We start from the raw sequence: 19,380 nt of genomic DNA, 5'->3' as shown, positions 1-19,380 counted from the left end.
TTTCCGTCGGTGACCGCGACGGCGCAGTAGTCCGGATCCGAGTGTTTGCGATCAAACAACGAGGCGTAATCCGGCCGAACGCCCCATTCTCGCTCAGTCCGATCGCGCAAGGTCTCACCCAAAGCGTACGCACCACCCAGCGACTTGAAACTCTTAAGCGGCTCGCGCAGACCCTCGTCCTTTATAAACAGCTCGCCAACACCCACTTCGATCGCAAGGTTTGGCAAGCGATGTAGGGGTGTTCGCGGCGCAAGACCCCAGCCGCGAAGTTCCTTCCGCGCAAGCGCCGCTCGCGCCAGGTCAACGGGGATGTCTTCAAGACACTCGTACGGAAAGGTCGGGTCGAATGACGGATTTAGCTGAAGGCGCATCGTCGCGGAGTTGCTGGAGCCAGCATCTGTGCAGCGCGAGAGACTGAGTGACCTGACACGGACCCACGCGCTTTACGCAGCAAACGCGTCAGGCGTTCAAACAGGAAGCGAGAGCCCAACTTTAACTCTCCGCATCACCACAGTCGTATGGAATCGCCGCATGTTGGCGTTTGCAAAGAAGTTCTCCTGCGTAAATCGCTCGTACTCCTCCATGGACTTCGCCGTGACCAGCAGCACGTAGTCATGATCACCCGTGACGTAGTAGCACTGTTGCACCTCGGGCAGCTTCTGCATCTGCTTCTCGAACTCTGCGATCAGCTCCACCCGCTCCCGTTCAAGCGTCACCTGAACCAGCAGGAGTAGCTCGCGGTCAACCGCCTTGGGGCAGAGCAATGACACATCTGCCTCGACGACGCCGCTTTCTCTGAGCCTCTTGAGCCGCCTCTGCACGGACGCCGGCGACGTACCCAACTCCTGTGCCAAGTCCTCGGATGTACGCCGGTTGTTGACTTGGATTTGCGTAAGCAGCTTTCGATCAATCTTATCCATCATCGACACCAAATTGCTTCGAATTTGGACCTCATTATGATGGATTCACTCGTCTAAGCTCATCCAAGAGATTTTATCCATCAGGCATGTCGGGGCTTGTCGCTGCGGGTCCAACAGCAAGTCAGGATTAGCGTGCTTTGGCTACCAGGCGATCGGATCCAGAACACTCAGTCACCTGTGCACGGACCGAACGCATACACGCCATCATGCGCATCGCCGTCTATGTCGATGAAGGCGCTGTAACTCGGATACCCTGGGAAGTTGATACACACACGTCTCTCGTCGCGCTTCAGGTGCACGGGCCAAAGGGACCTTGCACGGGGGCGCAGCCGATCATGGTGCTTGAGTTCGAGGACGGAGGACCATCGCTCGCCTAGCGCGCTACCCGTCTGCGCACGCAGGATCAACCCGGCCGCAATGGCCTGCCCATCGATCGCATCGTAGTCCCAAAAACCCACGATCTCCGTGGCCCTTTGTACAGGGGCGGTGACAGCGGTCTCGGGCGTCGCAGAACGATTCTCCCGGGTGAGCGCGGGTGGCGTCTCGCCGCTACCGGGCGGATAGGCGTACAAGCGCAATAGGTCGTAGTTCACCTGACGTGCATCTTCGTTTCTCACGCGCACGGTCAACGCCCCCACCAGCGGTGTGTTCGGTGCCTCGTAGATGAGGTCGAAGGGGGCAAACTCGCCCTTCTGTGGCGTTGCGAAGCGTCTGCTCGCGACCACCTCCTCCCCGGAAAGCAACTCCAGGTGGAAATGGCCGGACTCGAAGCCAGGCTCCAACCGATTTCCGGCCCACACTTGCAAAGTGTAAGTCCAGCCCGGTGCTGGCGGATGGGAAAGGGTCTGCGCCATCCACGAGCCCGCCTTGGACAGGTACGCGACCTGCCGCCCCCCGGGCGCCAGCCCCCCTGGGTACATCGTCGCGGGCGGAGTCACCACGCCATGGCGTTGACCCTGCCACTGCTCCATCGCGAACTGATACTGAGCAACGCGTGGCGCTTCGAAGCTCGAATTCGCCAGCGGTTGCAAGCCGGGTGTCGGGACGGCGGCGCGCTCAGGCACTCTCCCGGCGGTGACCGGGGGTGCCTGACGGGCCGCAGGCGATGGGGGCGGGGAGGCTGCTTGCTTTGGTATCCTGCCCACCACCCTGATCGGCTTTCCACTCGCGTCGCAGAGTCCGAGCGCCCTGGGCATCGCCGGCCGTCTGCCGAGACTGTTGAGATAATCCACGTTCAACCCGTACCGAGACAAGGGGCTGGCGCTGTACTGCATTAGCAAGCGCATACGATAGGTGTACAGGCGATCGTTCTGTGCCTGAACGTGATTGAGGATCATGATCCCATCGTACTGCGGGTCCACCGTGAGGGTGATCTCGCCGGCGAACAAGCGCAGCACGATACCCTTCTCCTCATAGGCCCATCGATGCTGATCATCGAAGACGTTGTCGATGCCGATCACTCCGTCGGCACGCAGGAAGATGGCCGCTCCCAGCGATCCGGTGTTGCGGTAGCGCGTCGCCAGCGCTGCATCCCAGTTCTTGCCGATCACCTGTTGGCGCGCCGCGTAGCGCGGCCGGCGCTCAAGCGACCACAAGGTGTCGGCGAAGCTGCGGCCTCGAATCCGCTCGTAGTCGAGTTGCGCCGTCGAGCAATCGCGCACCTGCATGTAATCGAGGGGCGGCCAGGCCGCGGCCGGCACGAGGCCGCGCCGCGTAGGACGGAGGAACAGATTTTGCTCAGCCGGGGTGGGTTCCGGCACAGCCACTTCGCCCCAGAAAAGGTGGTTGGATCGTTCGATCACACCCGGCCACTGCAACAGTTGATCGCGCGTGGTCTCGCAGCGCTGAACCAAACTGTTGTCTTGCAGGTCAGCGCTGAACTTGCGCAGCACAGCGCAACGCTCGCCCCAGCGATTGTAGGTGTCGTTGAGGATCGCTCGCGTCTGCGAGCCAACGTTGGGCCCGCGCCGTTCGTAGCGCTTGAATCGCGGCGACGGACGGGCCTCGAACAGGTAGAAGCCCCCGTCGAAGATCAGCAGCGGTTCTCGCAGCGCGATCGATTCCGTCAGCTGCTCGAGATTGCTCACCGAATCAGTCGATTCATGGTAGTTCACGGCTACCGCTGACCTGGCACGTATCAGGGCGAAGTTCAGCGCAGCGATCTCCTCCCGCAACGCGTCCTCGAACACGGCGTGCATCACCTTGGTGGTGGCTAGATCTCGTTTGTTCCGGCGCTCTCGCGCGCGCGTCTCCTTGAATCGATCCCGTAGTGTCGTCTTGGCCTTGCCAGTGGCCGTGCGCTGCTCCTCGGTCAGTGATTGCACAGACTCTTGGAGCTCGACCGCTTCGCGCTCCAATCTGTCCCAGTACGCGCGAATCTCGGCGATCGATTGCGCGCTCACGGTCATCTGGCCTTCTACCTCCAGCTGCCACTCCAACACGTTGTACTTCGGCGGGCGCTTGTCCCGAGTGGTCGAGCCGTGCGTCTTGAGGAACACGGGGCCGCCGGGGGGCTTCGCGTTCACCAGGTAGCGCGTGTTGACGATGGTCACCGGCCGGTAAGCACCCACGAGATTGGCCTTAAGCCGCGCCACTTCAGCGTCGCTCACGGGCGGTGCCGTATCGGTCACCAGCTGCTCGAAGGTGGCGCTATGCGCCCTCGGAACGCCCGCGCTCAACACCGCCAGGAACATCCAGCAGCATGCCGTGAGCCCGGGATGCTGCGCCCAGATCGTTCGGAGCAATCTACTCACGCGAAGTCTCCTTCTAACCCGTATCCGTCGAGGTCACGGTGTCCCTTGCGCCAGGTGAGTATCCAGTGACTATTGGCGATTATCTAGGTGATGAAGTAGGTCATTCACACGGGCCGAGCCGGTACACCCCGTCAGCGTCGTCCCCCGGTGCGTCGATGAAGGCCGCGTAGGTGGGATAGCCGGGGTAGTTGATGCAGACCCGGCGAGCGTCGCGGTGCAGCTCGACGGGCCAAAGCCGGCGGGCGCGCGGGCGGAGTTCGCCGTGGTCGGCGAGCTCCAGGCGGCGCTGCCATTGCGTGCCAAACGCGGCGCCTGGCGCTTCCAACACCCGCAAGCCGTGGCTGAGGTGCTGAGCGTCGATCTCGTCGTAGTCCCAGTAGCCGACAAGCTCGACGGGGAGTGGCGTTGTGGCGGGCGAGGTAGGGACTGTCTCGCGCCACCACCAGGTGGCTGTCCCCACTGCCGCAGCCACCGCGAGGGCGAGGAACACGCGAAGGGGACGATTGATCCCGCTCTCAGTCAACGCCCCGACGGCTACCAAATCAGCCGCAGGCGGCTTCCCGGTAACTGGCGCGACGATGCTCTCGGCAAACTGATCCTCCAAATGGCGCGCCGTCTGCTGGCTCACCGACGGCCAACGGCCGTCGAGAAGCGCTTGCACGAAAGTCTCAGGCCAGGCGCTCGTCTCGGCTAGCTGGGCTGGCGACAATTTGGCGCTTATCAGCGCTGAAGACAGGCGATCGGCATCGACAAGATAACGGTTGGTCGTGCCTAGCGGGCGGTTCCCTGTGCGACTCGCCACTCCTTCTACGCCATCGTATTGGTGTGCATCCTCTAGCAGTTCCCACCAAGGAAGCGGTGGTTGCCCGCAAGCCGCGGTGCTGGCACAGAACTTTTTGATCACCGCTTCCGTGTGGTGTCCCCAGCGGTCTGCGCGTCGGCCGCCCGCGATAGCTTGCGCTGTAAGCAACAGGCGCTTCTCCCCTGCCTCAAGCGCCGAAGGGCGGATGCGAAAGATCTCCTTCGCCTGCAACACCAGGTCCGGGCGCACCGCAAAGTAGGCACTATCCAAAGATACGATCCGGGTTGTGGTGGTCACGCTCGCCCGCCCAACACCTCGTAGACCGCCTAATCGTAGTCGGCTGCGGTGCTACTCAGGCACAGGGCTGGGTCCCTCGCGGGGTGGGGCCACCATGTGGATGAGGGCTCATCGTTCGCCCCGCCCTCGCCTGCGGTCAAGACCTCAAACGATAGTCTTGCAGTGATTTACAGGGTCCACAATGGGAGCCTGCAAGAGGCACCCGCGTTCCGGCGTCATCGCGGGTGCCGCATGGATTGAGATTAGACGACAACGGATCTCGGAACTGCTATGGGGATGCCACGGTAGCATCCCAGCGGTCCTGCGCTTCTTGTCAGGCGCTGGCGAGTGCCTTGACGCCTTGCGGCGCAATGCACGAGCGCAGCGACAGATTCAGTGGGCGTCGGATCAAGACGCCCTCGGGGACGTTGCTCCACGCCTTGGTTGTCATCCGCCCCTCGAGGCTCAGCCGGCACTCGCAGCGAGCGGCGCCGCACTCTCAGTTTGAATTGCTCGACGACCCAGATCGCGCAGCAACAGGCGCGCGGATTCCACATTGAGCAGATAAGGGTTGAATTGCACCGTCGTCGAGTACTTCAGATACGTCGCGAGATTACCCTCTGTCGGCGAGGCGTAGTTCATCGACCACTGCGCCCACTCTCGGGCCTTGATTTCCTTGCTCTCGATCACCTGAAGATCATGATGGCGGCGGTCATTGATCAGCTTGGCTAACAACCCATTGATCTGAGCGCGAGGACCCTCAATTGTCTGCAGGAAGTACTCGCGATTGAAGGTCAGCATCCCCGTAATGCCGTTATCGCGGTTATTCTCTTGGGCCTGACGCAAGATCTCCTGAAAGTCCTTTGGCGATACATCCGGATTCGCTCGGCTGGCGTACGTCAGCGAGATGAGAATGTGGGCGTCGGTATGGACTTCGCTCATTGTTCCGTTCCTCTCGAATTTGACCGCTTCAACTGGCCTTCAGCAGACCAAAAAGCTTGCGTGAGGACTTGATCGATTCCTCGGCGCGGCTTCGATGCTCCTGCATCTTGGTGAGCGATTCGATCAACAGCATCACCTGCTTAGTGCTCATCAGGTACGGATTGAAAGTAGCTCCACCGGAGAAGCGAAGAGCCTCGTTCTGGTACTTCTTCGTGGGCGTCAGGTAGTTCATCGACCACCCGCTCCAGCGGCGTTGGTCGATCTCTCTGGCCTCGATGATCTGCAGAGCGAAGTGACGCGAATCCCTAACTAGCTTGCGCAGCAGATTGTTGATCACTGGACGCCGCCCTTCAATACTCTGCAGGAAGTAGTTGTGATTGAACACGAGCACTCCGGTGATGCCGTTGCGCTCGTTGTTCTCCTGCGCCTGGGACAGGATACGCTGCAGCTCATCCGACTCATTGTGGTTGTTGTACCGGCTGATGTACGTAAGTCGCAGCAAGATGTGCTCACCGTGCATGGCCTTTAGGGCTTCGTCGTTACTCTGTAGGTTGCTCATCATGGATACCTGAAATACTGGGATTCACTATATTGACGAGCCAAACGCTAGCTGGCGGCTCGCAGGGCGGCTGCCAGCCTCGCCACCCCGCGTGGCAGCTTGCGCGTCGTCTTCTCGAAGTGATCGAGGAGCTGCAGCAAATCATTCGCACTGCCACACCTCTCTAGCTGAAACAGCCAGGTCCACGGATCATCGAGCGAGGGGTGGCGCTCGATCGCCTCCGCTAGGGCTGCACGCACAGCCTGCCAGTCCACGCTAGGCGACTTATGGGTCACCTGCGGCTGCCTCTTGCGCGGCGCAGGCTCAGGCTGATGCTCTCGCAGGCTCGCCATCGCCTGCTCGGCCCGCTTGTCCTCGAGTCGAACCACCGGCGCTCGGCCCGCGGCCTCTCCCTCTGCAACCTCTGGCGGATTGGTTAGCTGCGGCAGAGGTGCGTCGATGGTGTCATCGCTCGCCAGCACTATTTCCTCTGCGTATTCTGCCGCGTGATCTAGAGCCGTGCTGTGCGCCGAGTTCACGGCTCGAGAATTGAGCTGCTCACCGGTCTCAGGTTGCTCTTGCGACTTGGCGCACAGGTACTCCAGATCAAACAGCAGCTGTACCAGCTGATCGATCCCTCCCAGAGATTCGAATACCTTGCTGGCACTGAGGGCGTTTCGGTACTGCTCTAGCGTGTCTTTGCCGTTGATCAAGATCAGCAGAGAGCGTGCCTCGCGTGGCAGCAGGGCGTCGTCCTGCACGCGCATTTGGGCGAGCCCCTTCTCGGTCTTAGCGAGAATCTCGTTGCCGGTGAACATAGTTTCACGTCCTCAATTCCTGTTGCCTTCTCAGCTTTTGTGGCCAACACGCCAGCTCGTCACGCCCAGGCAGCTGCCCGGACACCGAAGCTTAGTCCTGACGCAGACTTAGTAGACCTGTTCGTCGCGCGGTGGTGAGACGGCTTGGGAAGCAGCGCGCAGTTCGAGACTGTGATGAGCCGCGCATAATTGAGCGACAACCCAAAATGGGCCATTCGCGAATCAGGGGGCGCCAGGGGGCGCTACGAGGTCCACAGCCTGCGGTAGATCCCGAGCGACGCTATCGCGCCGCGCATCACTCCACAGGAGCCAACAGGATCGCTTTCGGTCAGCATCCTCGAGTGCGGCGTCCCGGAAAAGGCCGATCAGCCCATGGGCATCGCGAGCCGCACTCGAGGGAGAGTAGACCGCTGCTCCCTTTTGCAGATTGAGGGGCAAGTGAACAAATGATGTGATTAGGCCAATCAGCACATACGGAATCACAGCGATGATCCAAGGCCTGCGGCGATAGCTGATCCGCCAGTCGACCTGCGCTGACAGCAGCAACCCCAGCAACGTAAGTAGATACAGGGGAGTGATCGTCAGAGCAAAGCTCGGGAACTGCCCCAGAATACCGGGTAGAAGTACGCAAGCAGCTGCAAACGCGCCGATAGCCGGAGCCACACGACGAGGCCGCCACCAGCATCCTTAGAAGAAGCCCACAAGCCCCACACCAGGGAAGCGGAAGTCCGGCCCTCTCTCCGTTTCCGTCCACTGGTGGAACGCGTTTATTTGAAAGTGCTTGTTCAGGCGAAAGTACAGCCCGCTTGCCCAGCTTGTCTGATTGTCATCGTCGTCCGTGAGGTTGAAGATCTGCTCTACGGAAGCGTAGAGCTGGAACTCGACACCGGCCATGTCACCGAAGTAGCTCACGCGGAATCGAGGCCTGTAGCGCGTGCGCTCGTTAACACCGGAGGTGTTCAGACGTTGCTCCAACACTTGCCTCGTATCCAGTCGCCAAGACTGGCCGAAGAAGCGCTGGGCGTTGAGATAGCCCCAAAAGGTATGCTGATCACTGCTCCCGTCAGCACCGAGAAACTGGTAGCGCCCTCCCAATTGAATGTTGTCGTTGAGCGCCTTCGCTAGGTCGAGCACACCGAGGCCAATACTGTCGTCGATGCCGTAGGCTGCATACAGCTGCCCAGTCCATCCCTCTGTCAGGTTTTTAGAGACACCAAGGTAGAGCAACTCGACGGCAATGTCGGTCGCCAGATCGGTGGAAACAGACGGCGTTTCCGGCGTAACCTCTTGCGCCATGGCGCCGCCGGCAGCAGCGCAAAGTAGGGCGACATAGAGAGTCCTAGGCTCGCGTTGCATCACACACCTGTTGGCTCGAGTGGATTGCCTCGCTCGAGGAGCCTCGAGCTGTTGAAGACCACGAAGACGGCGCCCGCGTTATGCAGTAGCGCGCCAGTGACAGGATTGATCCATCCAGCGCTGGCGATCGCCAGCATGCCTACAGAGAACGTGAGGCCGACCACCACGTTCTCCAACACCACCCGTCGGGTGCGGTCGGCCAGTGCCACCGCATCGGGCAAACACCGCAGCTCGTTCGAGAGTAATGCGACGTCGGCACCGCCCAAGGCCACTTCGTTGATCTGCGCGCCCACGGCCACCCCGACGTCGGCTGCCGACATCGCGAGAGCGTCGTTGATGCCATCGCCCACCATCAGCACGCGGCGCCCAGCCGCTTGCTCACGCTCTACGACACAGAGCTTCTCCGCGGGGAGCACCTCGGCGATAACCTCGTTCAGTTTGAGGCGCTCGCCCACTGGCTTGGCCACTTGCTCGCGATCGCCGGTCAGCAGCACGATGCGAGCGAAGCCGAGTGCCCGCATCTGCGCGATGGCCTCCTCCGCGCCCTCCTTCAGGTGATCCGACAAGGCGATGAACCCCAAGGCCGTGCCGTCGCGAGCCAGCCACACCCCAGCGCCCTGCGACTCCAGTCGCCCCGCTACGCCGCACTGCCTCAGCCAGCTCGCGCGACCGATTTGCACCGTTGCACCGTCGACGGTTGCCCTCACCCCGCGCCCTGGATACTCGCGAGTATCCCGTGCCACTGGTACCGCGAGCTTGCGTGCCTGCGCCTCGGAATTGACGGCCCGTGCCGCCGGATGGCGAGACCCATGCGCCACCGCCGCTGCTAAGCGGAGTATGTCGTCTTCGGTCGTTCCGTCGCACGGTTGCACACGATCGACCGATTGAACGCTGTCGGTCAGAGTTCCCGTTTTGTCGAGCACCAGCGTGTCGACCGTGGCCACCCTTTCGAGGAACGCCGCGTTCTTGATCAGGATGGATCGCTTCGTCGCCGTCGCCATCGCCGCCACCATCGCGGCGGGCGCTGCGAGGATGAGGGCACAGGGGCAGGCCACGACCAAGACAGTGACAAAGCGGCTAAGCTCACCCGTAACAAACAGGGTGAGGGCGGCCAGGGTAACAACGGCGGGGAGGTACACGGCGGCACCTCGCTCGAGCAAGCGCACGACCGGCGTCTTGGCACTCTCGACCTCCCGGAGAATGCGAATCACCTCACCGAGAACGGTACCGCGGCCGGCCTTCTGCACGCGCACTTCGAGCAGTCCGTCCAGGTTGATCGTTCCGGCGTACACAGCGTCTCCGGGGCCGACGCCATTGGGACTGGACTCACCGGTGACTGGGCTCTGGTCAAGGCTGGCGTGCCCTGATTGCACGACGCCGTCCGCCGCAATCACCTCGCCCGGCCGCACTATTAGCAGATGACCTGGTTCGATCACCTCCGCAGGCATCTCACGCTCTTGCTCATCAATCGACACGGTGGCGGTGCGAGCACAGAGTTGGCCCAGGCGATCGATCGCTGCCTGCGCACCTAGGGCACTGCGCTCTTCGAACAGATGTCCGATCTCGAGGAGCAGCGGTACCAGGGTGGCCGAAAGGAAATCGCCGGAGGCGATGGCCGCCAACACCGCGAGGGCTACGAGCTGTTCGCTGTAGTTGTACGGTGGCACACTGAAGAAACCACGCAACGCCTGGTGGAGAACCCCGGCGCCGACCATCAACGCGGCGGCGAACTGAAACAGCTGGCCAACCTCGAATTGCCCCCCCGCGCGCCCGATCAACAGGCCTACGAGAAACAATCCGGCGCCGAGCATATTGACGCCTAGCCTCCTCGATATGCTGTTGCGCTCACGCCTAGTGAGAACGCTAGCCTTGGCTCGGTCGGAGACCCCGACGGCCTCGCCGATCGCGCTCAACTGTCGGACCCCCGTCACAGGCTCGAGCCTTCGGTCGGCACCGACTCGACCGCAACACTTTCGCGCCGAGGGGGCTCGGCCTGGTCCACGTCCCCCACGGCGCGGACGGATGGGGTCGCCGAGGACGCTGACCCCGAAGGTAGGGACAGCAAGAAACGCGTGCCCCCATAACCACCGGCGCCAGGAGGTGGCACGAGCTTTAGCTCACCAACTCCCCCCAGCGCGCGCTCGAGGCCCTCGCGATACAACCGTTGCCGCACCAACTCGGGCGTCGCCTGGTAGGACGGTAGTAGGGCCGCGAAGGCACTCGACTCGGCTCGCGCGGCGGAGGTCAAGGCAAGGGACGCTGCGCGCGCGCGGCTGACGATCTCCTGCGCCTGTGCTTTCGCGGCCGGCACCAACTGAGCGGCGTAAACGTTGGCCTCTCGTCCCAGGGTTTGGGCCTCGATGTAGGCGCTTTGTACTGAGTCGAAAGCCGCTTCGACGGCGCTCGGGGGCGAGAGGTGTTCAAGCTCTATGCTTACGAGCTCGAGGCCCACACGGACCTTATCGAGCCTCGATTGGGCATCGCGCATCACTGCCCGAGCGAACTGCTCCCGCCCGCCACCCAGTAGGTCATCGAGGTGCCTGCCCCCCGCAAGCCTCGTCATGCTCTCGCGCAGCGCTGAGCGGAGAAAGTCCTCAGCGTCAGACGCCAACAGTAGGCGCTCGATGGGGTCGCTCACGCGGTAACGGGCAACGAGCTGAGCATGGGCGAGGTTGCGATCACCCGTGAGCGCATAGCCCACGATAGATGACCGCTGTTCGAACCCATGCGGGTCGCCGTCTGCTTCTTGGGCCCCCGCCAGATCCTCGCCCGCCGCGCCGCGCACGCGGACCTGCCCACGCGGTAGGGCGAGTTCGTCGATCACGATCGTCTCGATGCGATCGACCTTGACTCTGATAACCTCGTCGAAGGGCTTTGGATAGGCGAGCAACATGCCTGGACGATGAATCACAGGGCCATCGGAGGAACGGGTAATCGCGCCAAAGCGAAGCACGATCCCTACCTCGTCTGCCTCGATGATGGAGATCCCCGAGACGGCGTAGAGCAACGCGAAGGAAGCGACGACAAGCGGCATTCGCTGCCACGCCAACCCAAGCAACCGAGTGAGCGGCGAGAGGAACAGCAAAAGCTCGTGATCGGCGCCGGAGCGTCGTCGTTTCGGGCCACGATCTACCCGGCGCAGACTACTAGCTCGGCTCACTCGCCGCCCTCCGCGGGTTCGAGCGCAGACCTCGCTGGAACGGACGTTAGCGCCCCACGCTCGTGCACCTTGGTGCCCGATCCTGCCTCCAGACTGATGAGCAACTCGAAGGGAGCTGAATCAGTGCGCAGCGTGACACCGGCGTCGCGACCTAAGGTCCGGGCAAGGCTGTCGAGCGATCTCATGAAGTGATAGAAATCAGGGTTAGTGCGGTGGGCATCGACGTAAATTCGGGCTGCCTCCGCCTCTGCCTCACCGAGTATCTGCGCCGCCTGCTCTTCGGCCTGCGACAGAATCCGGGCGGCCTCGAGATCTGCCCTGCTCCTAACCTGAGCTGCCTGCAGACTCCCTTGCGCACGGAATCGAGCTGCGAACTGACGACGCTCGGCGCGCATCTGCTCCAGCACGAACACAATGTTCTGCTCTGGCAGCGAGACTCGCTGGAATCCGGCGTGCACCACTTCCACGCCGTACTTGCTGGATGAAACCTCGTTCACCGCCTCGAGCACATCCCGCTCGATGCGCTCCACCTGCAAGGCCTCGGAGTCCGTAGAGACGAGGGCAGACAGATCGTAGCGTCCGAACACCGCGATCTTAGCATTCACCATGAGACTGTTGATTTTCTCATCGGCTTGCTCGAGCGAGCCCAGTGCACGATAGAACTGCACGGCATCGCGAGTCTGCCAGGCCGCGCCGGTCACGAGCACGATGTTCTTGCGATCCCGGGTCAGCAGTTCCGTTGGCGGCGTCGACAGCCAGCGGCGACGGGCATCGATCTCCACGATGCGCTCGATCGGCCAGGGAGCCTTGAGGTGAAGGCCCGCCTGCTCAGTCACCCGTACCACCTCACCGAAGCGCACCACCACGGCTTGATGCCCTTGCGGAACGCTATAGCCGATGGCGGACCCGAGTAGCGCGACCACGCAGACCCCACCGACCAGGTAGCGCAGCACCGTCCGACCGCGAGACATCGTCTCCCCAGATCGCGGTGTGACGAAGGACTTTGATTCGCTCAGTTCTCGAACCACAGCACCCCTCCGTCCCGCTCGATTCGTTCATCGATCACTGCGAAGGGGCGGTCCCTCACCAGCGCCTCGAGGGCACGTAACCGATGGTGCTGCTCGAAGGCGGTTGGGGCGAGCGCGTGGACCGCTTGTAGCTGTCGAAAGGTCTTCGCCGCGCCGCGTGCGCTGGCGACCCTCGCCACAGCCGCCGCCTTCGCATCGGCCAACCTCTCGAGCGCTGCGACCTGCGCCGCATGAACGGTCTCGATTTCATACTGGAGGCTGGCCAGAACCTCGATCTGGCGTTCATGTTGCGCGCTGACCACGGCTTGATAGTCCTCCGCAACGCTTACGGGCGGGTGCAGCCCCTGCAACGACAGCCCCATAATCTGCGCACCCACGCCGTACTGCTTCACCCGCTGACGGATCGCCTCTTCGATCTGCTGAGCTAGCACTGTCGTGTTGTCGGACAGCACCTCATCCAAGGAACGGCTGACCGTGGCACTCAGCAAGGCCTGCTCCGCCGCTATGCGCAGCCCCTTTTCGGGGTTTTGCGTCTCATAGCGCCACGACCAAGCGTCCAGCACCCGGTACTGGAGCGAGGCGTTGAAAGTCACAAGGTCACGGCCATCACCGAGAAGAAGGCTGTATTCCTCTTGCGCATGTGCCCTGGTCCAGAGAAGCGAGGCACCCTCCATCGGGCCCACATAGCCCAGTGGAATCGATCGCACACGAGCAGTCTCCACCTGCCGAATCTCTTCGATGGGCCAGGGGGCTTTGAGGTGCAAGCCAGCAGCGAGCGCCTCCTCCAGCACTGATGCACCGAAGCGCTCGCGCACCCCGCTCTGCAAGACACCTACCGTCACAAGGCTGCTCGAGAGCCACAGCACAAGGGCCAACGCCACTGCTAGCGGAGCGAATAGGCGCCGAATGCACGTGAGCGCCCAGGTGCTCCTCACGTCCACGGCGGTCGCCCGCTCGATTGCAGCGAACAGGCTCCGCACAGGGTTCAGTCGACCGAACAGCAGGGGTATCCCTCGAACATCGCCGACGAGCGATGCACGCCCGTCCTCGTGGGCGAGTGTACGCACGAGCCACTCGAGCACGGGAAGCAGGGATGAGAGCATCAACCCCTGCACGATCGCTTTCTGAGTCTGGACTATTCCGGTGGCCAGTAGCAGTGAGAAGAGCAGCGCAGTCGTAGTCAACCATATCGACGCGCGGCACCAACTCGCCAAGCGCTTCGCTTGGAGCAGATCTGACGCTGATTTACGCTCGAAGTAGTTGGCGAGTGCGAAACTCAGACCTACGAAAGCCGCTAGTGTGGCGATGGCGACGGCGCTCTTACCGCCGTCAAAAGGCCTCGTCGGAGCATTGTAACCGAGGCCAACACAACTCGTTAGCAGCAACCACAGAACTAGCGCCGAGCTGAGAAACGCCGGTGGTACGAACGCGCCTGAGCCAGCGGCGTGATGGTCCGTCACGCTAGCGGCAAGCCGATACCTGAGCTCTAGGAAGAGCAGTGCCTGTAGGCCCAACCATGCGGCGGCAGCCGTTGCCGTGTGATGTCTCGACCACATTGCCACCGCCAGGCAAACCAGGGCACTCGCGAGAAGAAGGGCGGGCAGCAGCGTGCCGGAAAACTCGACATGCCGGCGAAGCGCATCATCTTCGGGCGCGTGTTCCATCGACTGCTTGGCGTTGTGTCAACGACAGCTAGCGCGCGACGGCGCTAGCCGGCGGGGAGATTCCCACCCCCTGGGAGGGTCGCGGGATCAAGGAGAAGACATTGATGTGAGAGGCGTATAACCAAACGATGTAGACGGGCAGCATCGACAGCAAAGCATGGGTGATGAACGTGTGCGTTACGTACCAGGAGATCGTGGAGTGCTGCACCAAAGCGGGCTCGAAGCCGATGCCCCATAGCCCCCCCAATAAGGCCCAGACCCCAAACAAGCACTTCGCACCGAGCGACGCGTTGGGCGCATTTCTGATGAACACGTACACCATGCCCCAGATACCCATCAGCGACGTGACGCCAAAGGCGACGAAGGGAAACCACACCATGGGGATGCCGAACAGGTGCATATCCACCCAATGCTCAGCAAATGGCTGGTGGTCACCGCGAAGGTACGAGTACAGCTCGATGAGATGATCTGTACCACCGCCCGCCAGCCCAAACCAGCCGAGAACGATGAACCACAGCGGCAGGTGATGCCGACCGTAGAGAAAGCTCGCGTTGGCGCAGTACCAATTTGAGATAACAAACCAGACGCTCGCCAATGGCACGATGGCGCCGCTCGCCAAAGCCGTGTCCCCGCGGGTGCTGAAGAATTGCTGCACAGCGACCCCGGAGGCACAGACCGCACCGGCCAAGATGATGAAGACAACGGTCTTGCGAGTGAACCGGACCTGCCCGTCCTGATTGTTGTTCCTAGGTTCGGTTCGACTCATCTGCCCTCTCCTTGAGCGTGGCCGTTCGGTCACGAATGAATGCTTTCGACGCTCCCACAGTTCGCGAGTCGGAGGGAGGACAAATCGCGCCAGGTTTTTGCCCCCGGAATGAGCCCAAAGACCGCACACGATGTCGTATTGAGAAAAAACCGACGGTGCGTCGAAAATGGGGGCACGATGGAAATCTTCAACGTGACTGCAGGAGAGTTGGGTGAGGACGACAACAAGCATCCAGCGGGCTAGGAGGGGTCGAGGGCTGATCGGGCGTTCAGGTACTGTGAGCGCCGATCCGGTGCTCAGCCTCGCTCGGTACTCCCTGCGCTGCGGCATGCCAAGGGATCGCATTGAGAGTCTGATCGGCGTATCGCTGGGTGCTTTGAACCCAGGGAATCCTCTGCCGGCGATCGCCGGACCTACCCTATTCGCACAGGTGCTCGAGGAAGGACTTGGCGTTGCGCCCGCGATTGAGGTGGCCCAGGGCGCGCCCTTTAGCTTCTTTTCCGGGCTAGAAGGAGCCGTTCAGCTCGCCCCAACGGGGCGCGCTGGGCTCCAGGCGCTAGTCTCTTACTTCGATCTCTTTCACAACGGCTTGATTGCCGCGCTCGACGAAACCAAGACCTACACGCGCTTCTCGATCAGGTTCCCTGGCATCGAGTTCGACAACGGCTGCTGCAACGAGGTGGTAATGGGCGTACTCGTGCGTCTTATGCGTTCGGTGTTTCGCGCCGATGGGCAACCGCACGAAGTGCGCCTACGCTTCGACCGCAACGGCGTGCGCACCGCCTACGAGGACTTCTTTCAAGCACCCGTTCGCTTTCACTGCGAAGATCAGAGCTACTCCTTGGTGTGGCGAAAATCGAATGTGGAGCACCACCGCAGCGCGCACGAGCATGCAGCTTTCCGCAAGGCCTTAGGGCAACTCGAGCAAAGAGCAGCCCGGCGGCAGAGCGGTTCCGAGGTAGCCGACTTCATGGAGCTGGTCAGTGCTGTCAACGTGTGCGCCAACATGGGCTTTTTCAGCGTGGAGCGCGCGGCCACCAAGGCAGGAATGGGTGGTCGCACGGCACAAAGGGTCGCCCAACGCCAGGGTACGAGCGTTGGCAAGCTCATCGAGCGAGCGCGCCTTAGACTGCTGCGTGAGCAGGTGATGCGAGATCCGACGACAAGCGCTGAGGACCTCTCGGGCATTAGCGGCTTCTCTGACTCACGCGCTCTACGCCGCGCCATCAAGTCGTGGACGGGACAGCCGTTGGTCGAGTTTCGCATCGCCCCCTATGCAGGCACCACGGGTGAATAGGCGTGCCGCCCACTTACCGCCTGCCCGATCGGGTATCACCGCTGTCGCCGTAGGTCGTGCCTCGTGAACGTCGCCCTCCGCAGATACGAGGTGCCCGTCAGCGAGGCGGAGGGCTTGCGCAAGGGCGAGAGAACCCGTCGCGCGATCGCGAAGGCTGCCATTCGCATCTTGTGTGAATCAGGTTACCAAGCCCTTACGGTGGCTTCTGTCGCTGAGTTCGCGGGTATTCGCAGGAACTCCTATTACACCTACTTCAGCGATCTGAATCGCCTTATCGACGAGCTCTCGCTGAAGACGCTCAATCAAATTGGGGGCAGGAGCGCAAAGGCGCCTGGCAATCGGTACCGCTCGGTAACCATCTCGCGGCTCCAGTATGTGCTCGCGCTACGAGATCACGACACCGACGCCACGGTCGTTCTCTCCGAGCTCTACGCCCACCATGCCGATACGGCCGCCGAAGTGCATCGCCGTCTCACGCTTGATATCGCTAACGATAGGCGTCGCGGCCTAATCAGCAACACGGGCCGAGAAGCACTGATAACCGCTACGATTGCGGCGGCGGGCACGATGGAGCGCTTGCGCAGAGGCAGTGTCGCGAAATCGGGAGATGACGAGGTGTTCCTCTCACTGATTGCCCGACTGTGTGGCTTGTCCGCAGCGAAGTGATACCGACCTTCTCACCACGAACGCATTATCAATCGGCAGGAGCGGAGCATGTCCATTTCAAAGACGGCAGTCATTACCGGGTCAACTGGCGGTATCGGCGGGGAGATCGCCACCCTGCTCGCCGCCGAGGGATGGGACCTGGCGCTCATCAACCGTTCGTCCGACAAATCCGAGAGCCAGCGACGGGGGCTGGGAGCCGCCTTCCCAGACGTCGATGTCCGTGCGTATCACGCGGATCTCACGCAGATCACCCAGATTCGGGAAGCGGCTGAGGAAGTTCGTACTGCACATCCGAGGATTGACGCGCTTTACAACGTCTCCGGCGTGTTGGCGTCATCGCCCAGTATTGGGCGTAGCGGACATGACGCCCACTACGCGGTGAACGTATTAGCAGGCTACGTGTTAACGCAGCTGCTGCGACCGGCGTTAGTCCGTGGGGAAGGAGAGGCGCCCACGATGGTGAGCACCATGTCCTCCTCAGCTATCAAGGCCGTAAAATGGCTGGATGTTGCCCAACTGTCACGGCCTGAGCAGTTTGGCCTATTCGGTGCTTATGCAGCGTCGAAGATGGCACTGACGATCATGGGCACCGCCATGGCCGACGGTCTTCGGCGTGACAACATTCTGATTCGCTCGGTGGACCCTGGGCCAACGCGAACCTCCATGACGGCTGGTGGCGATGGAATGCCCCTGGTGCTCCGGTGGTTGGCACCGTTGCTGTTCAGTCCACCAGACAAGCAAGCCGCAAAGGTGGTGTTCGCGACCGACCCTGAGAGGTTCGATGGTCGCACGGGCATACTGGTCGCCAACCGCAAGGAGCAGCCCCTCCCCTCGTTGGTGACTGATCCTGACGTTCAGGCCGCGCTTATGGACAAGCTGGAGCGCGACGCCGCCTGACCGTCAAGCGGCCACACAAGCCTGCAAGGCGCTCTGTGTTGGGGGTGCGGACTCCCCCGTACCGGTGCAAGTAAGACTCCATTGACCGCACTGGTCATATCGTTTGGGCACAAACCGATTGCGTAGAAGGCAAATTGCGGACGCTGAAGAAACTCTCACCGGAGACTTCCGCGTCTGCCGAATGGCCGCAATTGGAGACCAGGACTCTGCCAGTTGGGCGACACACCTCGACCATGGCGCCCGCCTCGACATCGCTCAGCACTGCGCCCGCTCCGAGCCTGACACGCCAACGCGAGGCGGGGAGTCATGCGACTTTGACTTCCCACCGCGAAATTGCTGAGCTGTGCCCTTACGCGTTAGCTCAATGATGAGACCGAACATGCACCGACTAACTACCCTCCGCGTTGGACTGCGTGGCGACAGCATTGCGGCCCTAGGCCTGTTGCTCCTCGTCGCCCTCTCGACCTCCGCTACAGCGGCCGCGGCGCAGGTCCAACCTGCCCACCCGGAACTCGGCCGCGTGCCCGTCTCCGCCCAGTTCCGCTTCCCCGATGACTTCATTCCCCGCTCCCAATCGACCTCCATCGTCTGCCAGGTAATGGTGAGCAAGCGCGGCGACGTGGGCGCACGAAAATGCGCGCAACACGGCGGTGGCGACCGCCTTCGCTTTTGGTTGCGCAACGAGATTCTCCACCGCTTGAAGCGGGCCAAGTTCCTGCCAGCGCAGATCGACGGGGAGCGGGTAGCCGTCTCCATGCCCATCCGCGCTCAGGTCGACTGCGACTCCCGTGGGCGCTGCGAGGTGAGCGTGTTTCCGAACGCGGGGCTGCACACCCGGGATCACGGTAACGACTACTACGGTCCGCAGGAGATCATAGGCAAGTCCGGCACTTGGTACGACCGTCTCGTCGCTAGCGCCGACTGCGATGCGGGCGATGCAGAGGTGTGTAAGGACATCTCCGCCTTCGCCTTTGGTGCCTCCGTGCAGGTCGGAGCCGACGGTCTAGTCGCGGGCGTCGGCGTGGTGAAGGGCGTCGATCCGGGGGCCTTCCCTGTCGACGCAGCCTTCGAACACCTAGTCGAGTCGCGTTACATCCCGGCGCGGGAGAACGCAGGATCGGCGATGGCGCTGGTCGTGCACACGCCAACGCTACACAAACGCAACAGTCGCTACTTCCCGCGCGACAACTGTCGCGAAGATGAGGAGCTCGGCTCACGCCTCGGCCGTGACTGCTACACGATGCAAGAGATGGCGGCGTTCCGACCGGAGGACGACAGCCGCTTCTTGGACGAGCTCAACCGTTGGCTAGGCCAGCAAGGCACTTTGTAGAGCCGCACGCCGGGGGCACGCACCCGGCCTTGGCACCCAATCCCGGCGAGTCGCTGTGACACGCCGGGTGCAATCCACCCCACTGATCACGACCAGGCGGACCGGCTTAGCCGCGGCCTCGCTTTAGCGCCCTAGCACCGCGCCTACTCAGGGATCGGCAGCGCCGC

Annotated in this window: 17 protein-coding genes; 4 read left to right on the top strand and 13 right to left on the bottom strand. The window is 62.1% G+C overall.

Annotation, left to right across the window (positions count from 1 at the left end; all coding sequences use genetic code 11):
- The 13 genes from AAGA68_23270 to AAGA68_23210 form a co-directional block, all read right to left on the bottom strand.
- A partial coding sequence (locus tag AAGA68_23270) for a hypothetical protein (protein ID MEM9387995.1) occupies positions 1 to 371 on the bottom strand: 371 nt, incomplete at its 3' end.
- A gap of 96 nt (positions 372 to 467) precedes the next feature.
- Positions 468 to 923 (bottom strand): Lrp/AsnC family transcriptional regulator, encoded by a 456-nt coding sequence (locus AAGA68_23265; GenBank protein ID MEM9387994.1) that lies wholly within the window; start codon positions 921 to 923, stop codon positions 468 to 470.
- 164 nt (positions 924 to 1,087) lie between these two features.
- Positions 1,088 to 3,673 (bottom strand): hypothetical protein, encoded by a 2,586-nt coding sequence (locus AAGA68_23260; protein MEM9387993.1) that lies wholly within the window; start codon positions 3,671 to 3,673, stop codon positions 1,088 to 1,090.
- 100 nt (positions 3,674 to 3,773) lie between these two features.
- A complete protein-coding gene (locus tag AAGA68_23255) occupies positions 3,774 to 4,772 on the bottom strand; it encodes a hypothetical protein (GenBank protein MEM9387992.1) in 999 nt (332 codons plus the stop codon).
- A gap of 444 nt (positions 4,773 to 5,216) precedes the next feature.
- Positions 5,217 to 5,693, bottom strand: a complete 477-nt coding sequence (locus tag AAGA68_23250) for a BLUF domain-containing protein (GenBank protein ID MEM9387991.1) — start codon at positions 5,691 to 5,693, stop codon at positions 5,217 to 5,219.
- A gap of 28 nt (positions 5,694 to 5,721) precedes the next feature.
- Positions 5,722 to 6,255, bottom strand: a complete 534-nt coding sequence (locus AAGA68_23245; protein ID MEM9387990.1) for a BLUF domain-containing protein — start codon at positions 6,253 to 6,255, stop codon at positions 5,722 to 5,724.
- A 44-nt stretch (positions 6,256 to 6,299) separates the two neighbouring features.
- Entirely contained in the window at positions 6,300 to 7,049 is a 750-nt protein-coding gene (locus AAGA68_23240; protein MEM9387989.1) for a hypothetical protein, read from the bottom strand.
- A 687-nt stretch (positions 7,050 to 7,736) separates the two neighbouring features.
- Positions 7,737 to 8,405 carry a DUF2490 domain-containing protein gene (locus AAGA68_23235; protein ID MEM9387988.1) on the bottom strand — a complete coding sequence of 223 codons (669 nt, stop codon included), beginning with the start codon at positions 8,403 to 8,405 and terminating at the stop codon, positions 7,737 to 7,739.
- The gene (locus tag AAGA68_23230) at positions 8,405 to 10,216 is read right to left on the bottom strand and encodes a cation-translocating P-type ATPase (protein ID MEM9387987.1); all 1,812 of its coding nucleotides are present in this window, start codon (positions 10,214 to 10,216) and stop codon (positions 8,405 to 8,407) included. The genes AAGA68_23235 and AAGA68_23230 overlap by 1 nt, the downstream gene beginning before the upstream one ends.
- Before the next feature lie 116 nt (positions 10,217 to 10,332).
- On the bottom strand, positions 10,333 to 11,565 hold the full coding sequence (locus AAGA68_23225) for a protease modulator HflK (GenBank protein ID MEM9387986.1): 1,233 nt from the start codon (positions 11,563 to 11,565) through the stop codon (positions 10,333 to 10,335).
- Positions 11,562 to 12,536 carry a protease modulator HflC gene (locus AAGA68_23220; GenBank protein MEM9387985.1) on the bottom strand — a complete coding sequence of 325 codons (975 nt, stop codon included), beginning with the start codon at positions 12,534 to 12,536 and terminating at the stop codon, positions 11,562 to 11,564. The genes AAGA68_23225 and AAGA68_23220 overlap by 4 nt, the downstream gene beginning before the upstream one ends.
- Positions 12,537 to 12,577: 41 nt before the next feature.
- The gene (locus AAGA68_23215; GenBank protein MEM9387984.1) at positions 12,578 to 14,257 is read right to left on the bottom strand and encodes an SPFH domain-containing protein; all 1,680 of its coding nucleotides are present in this window, start codon (positions 14,255 to 14,257) and stop codon (positions 12,578 to 12,580) included.
- A 28-nt stretch (positions 14,258 to 14,285) separates the two neighbouring features.
- Positions 14,286 to 15,023, bottom strand: a complete 738-nt coding sequence (locus AAGA68_23210) for a hypothetical protein (GenBank protein ID MEM9387983.1) — start codon at positions 15,021 to 15,023, stop codon at positions 14,286 to 14,288.
- A gap of 277 nt (positions 15,024 to 15,300) precedes the next feature.
- Between AAGA68_23210 and AAGA68_23205 the strand changes: the two genes are divergently transcribed.
- The 4 genes from AAGA68_23205 to AAGA68_23190 all read left to right on the top strand — a co-directional run bounded on the left by AAGA68_23205 (position 15,301) and on the right by AAGA68_23190 (position 19,213).
- The gene (locus tag AAGA68_23205) at positions 15,301 to 16,320 is read left to right on the top strand and encodes an AraC family transcriptional regulator ligand-binding domain-containing protein (GenBank protein MEM9387982.1); all 1,020 of its coding nucleotides are present in this window, start codon (positions 15,301 to 15,303) and stop codon (positions 16,318 to 16,320) included.
- A gap of 63 nt (positions 16,321 to 16,383) precedes the next feature.
- The gene (locus tag AAGA68_23200) at positions 16,384 to 16,986 is read left to right on the top strand and encodes a hypothetical protein (GenBank protein ID MEM9387981.1); all 603 of its coding nucleotides are present in this window, start codon (positions 16,384 to 16,386) and stop codon (positions 16,984 to 16,986) included.
- 48 nt (positions 16,987 to 17,034) lie between these two features.
- Positions 17,035 to 17,883 (top strand): SDR family NAD(P)-dependent oxidoreductase, encoded by an 849-nt coding sequence (locus AAGA68_23195; protein MEM9387980.1) that lies wholly within the window; start codon positions 17,035 to 17,037, stop codon positions 17,881 to 17,883.
- 379 nt (positions 17,884 to 18,262) lie between these two features.
- Complete coding sequence (locus AAGA68_23190) at positions 18,263 to 19,213, top strand: hypothetical protein (GenBank protein ID MEM9387979.1); 951 nt, start codon at positions 18,263 to 18,265, stop codon at positions 19,211 to 19,213.
- The last annotated feature ends 167 nt before the right edge of the window (positions 19,214 to 19,380 follow it).

Source organism: Pseudomonadota bacterium (assembly GCA_039193195.1).
Lineage (GTDB): Bacteria > Pseudomonadota > Gammaproteobacteria > Steroidobacterales > JBCBZW01 > JBCBZW01.
Note: the sequence above shows the minus strand (reverse complement) of the source record. Positions and strands in the feature narration are given on the sequence as shown.

What these genes read in the sequence shown, in the direction of transcription:
- AAGA68_23215 (MEM9387984.1), bottom strand. Translation starts at nt 14,257, where the DNA reads ATGGAACACGCGCCCGAAGATGATGCGCTTCGCCGGCATGTCGAGTTT.
- AAGA68_23265 (MEM9387994.1), bottom strand. Translation starts at nt 923, where the DNA reads ATGATGGATAAGATTGATCGAAAGCTGCTTACGCAAATCCAAGTCAAC.
- AAGA68_23235 (MEM9387988.1), bottom strand. Translation starts at nt 8,405, where the DNA reads ATGCAACGCGAGCCTAGGACTCTCTATGTCGCCCTACTTTGCGCTGCT.
- AAGA68_23220 (MEM9387985.1), bottom strand. Translation starts at nt 12,536, where the DNA reads ATGTCTCGCGGTCGGACGGTGCTGCGCTACCTGGTCGGTGGGGTCTGC.
- AAGA68_23250 (MEM9387991.1), bottom strand. Translation starts at nt 5,693, where the DNA reads ATGAGCGAAGTCCATACCGACGCCCACATTCTCATCTCGCTGACGTAC.
- AAGA68_23230 (MEM9387987.1), bottom strand. Translation starts at nt 10,216, where the DNA reads ATGCTCGGCGCCGGATTGTTTCTCGTAGGCCTGTTGATCGGGCGCGCG.
- AAGA68_23210 (MEM9387983.1), bottom strand. Translation starts at nt 15,023, where the DNA reads ATGAGTCGAACCGAACCTAGGAACAACAATCAGGACGGGCAGGTCCGG.
- AAGA68_23195 (MEM9387980.1), top strand. Translation starts at nt 17,035, where the DNA reads ATGTCCATTTCAAAGACGGCAGTCATTACCGGGTCAACTGGCGGTATC.
- AAGA68_23190 (MEM9387979.1), top strand. Translation starts at nt 18,263, where the DNA reads ATGCACCGACTAACTACCCTCCGCGTTGGACTGCGTGGCGACAGCATT.
- AAGA68_23245 (MEM9387990.1), bottom strand. Translation starts at nt 6,255, where the DNA reads ATGATGAGCAACCTACAGAGTAACGACGAAGCCCTAAAGGCCATGCAC.
- AAGA68_23240 (MEM9387989.1), bottom strand. Translation starts at nt 7,049, where the DNA reads ATGTTCACCGGCAACGAGATTCTCGCTAAGACCGAGAAGGGGCTCGCC.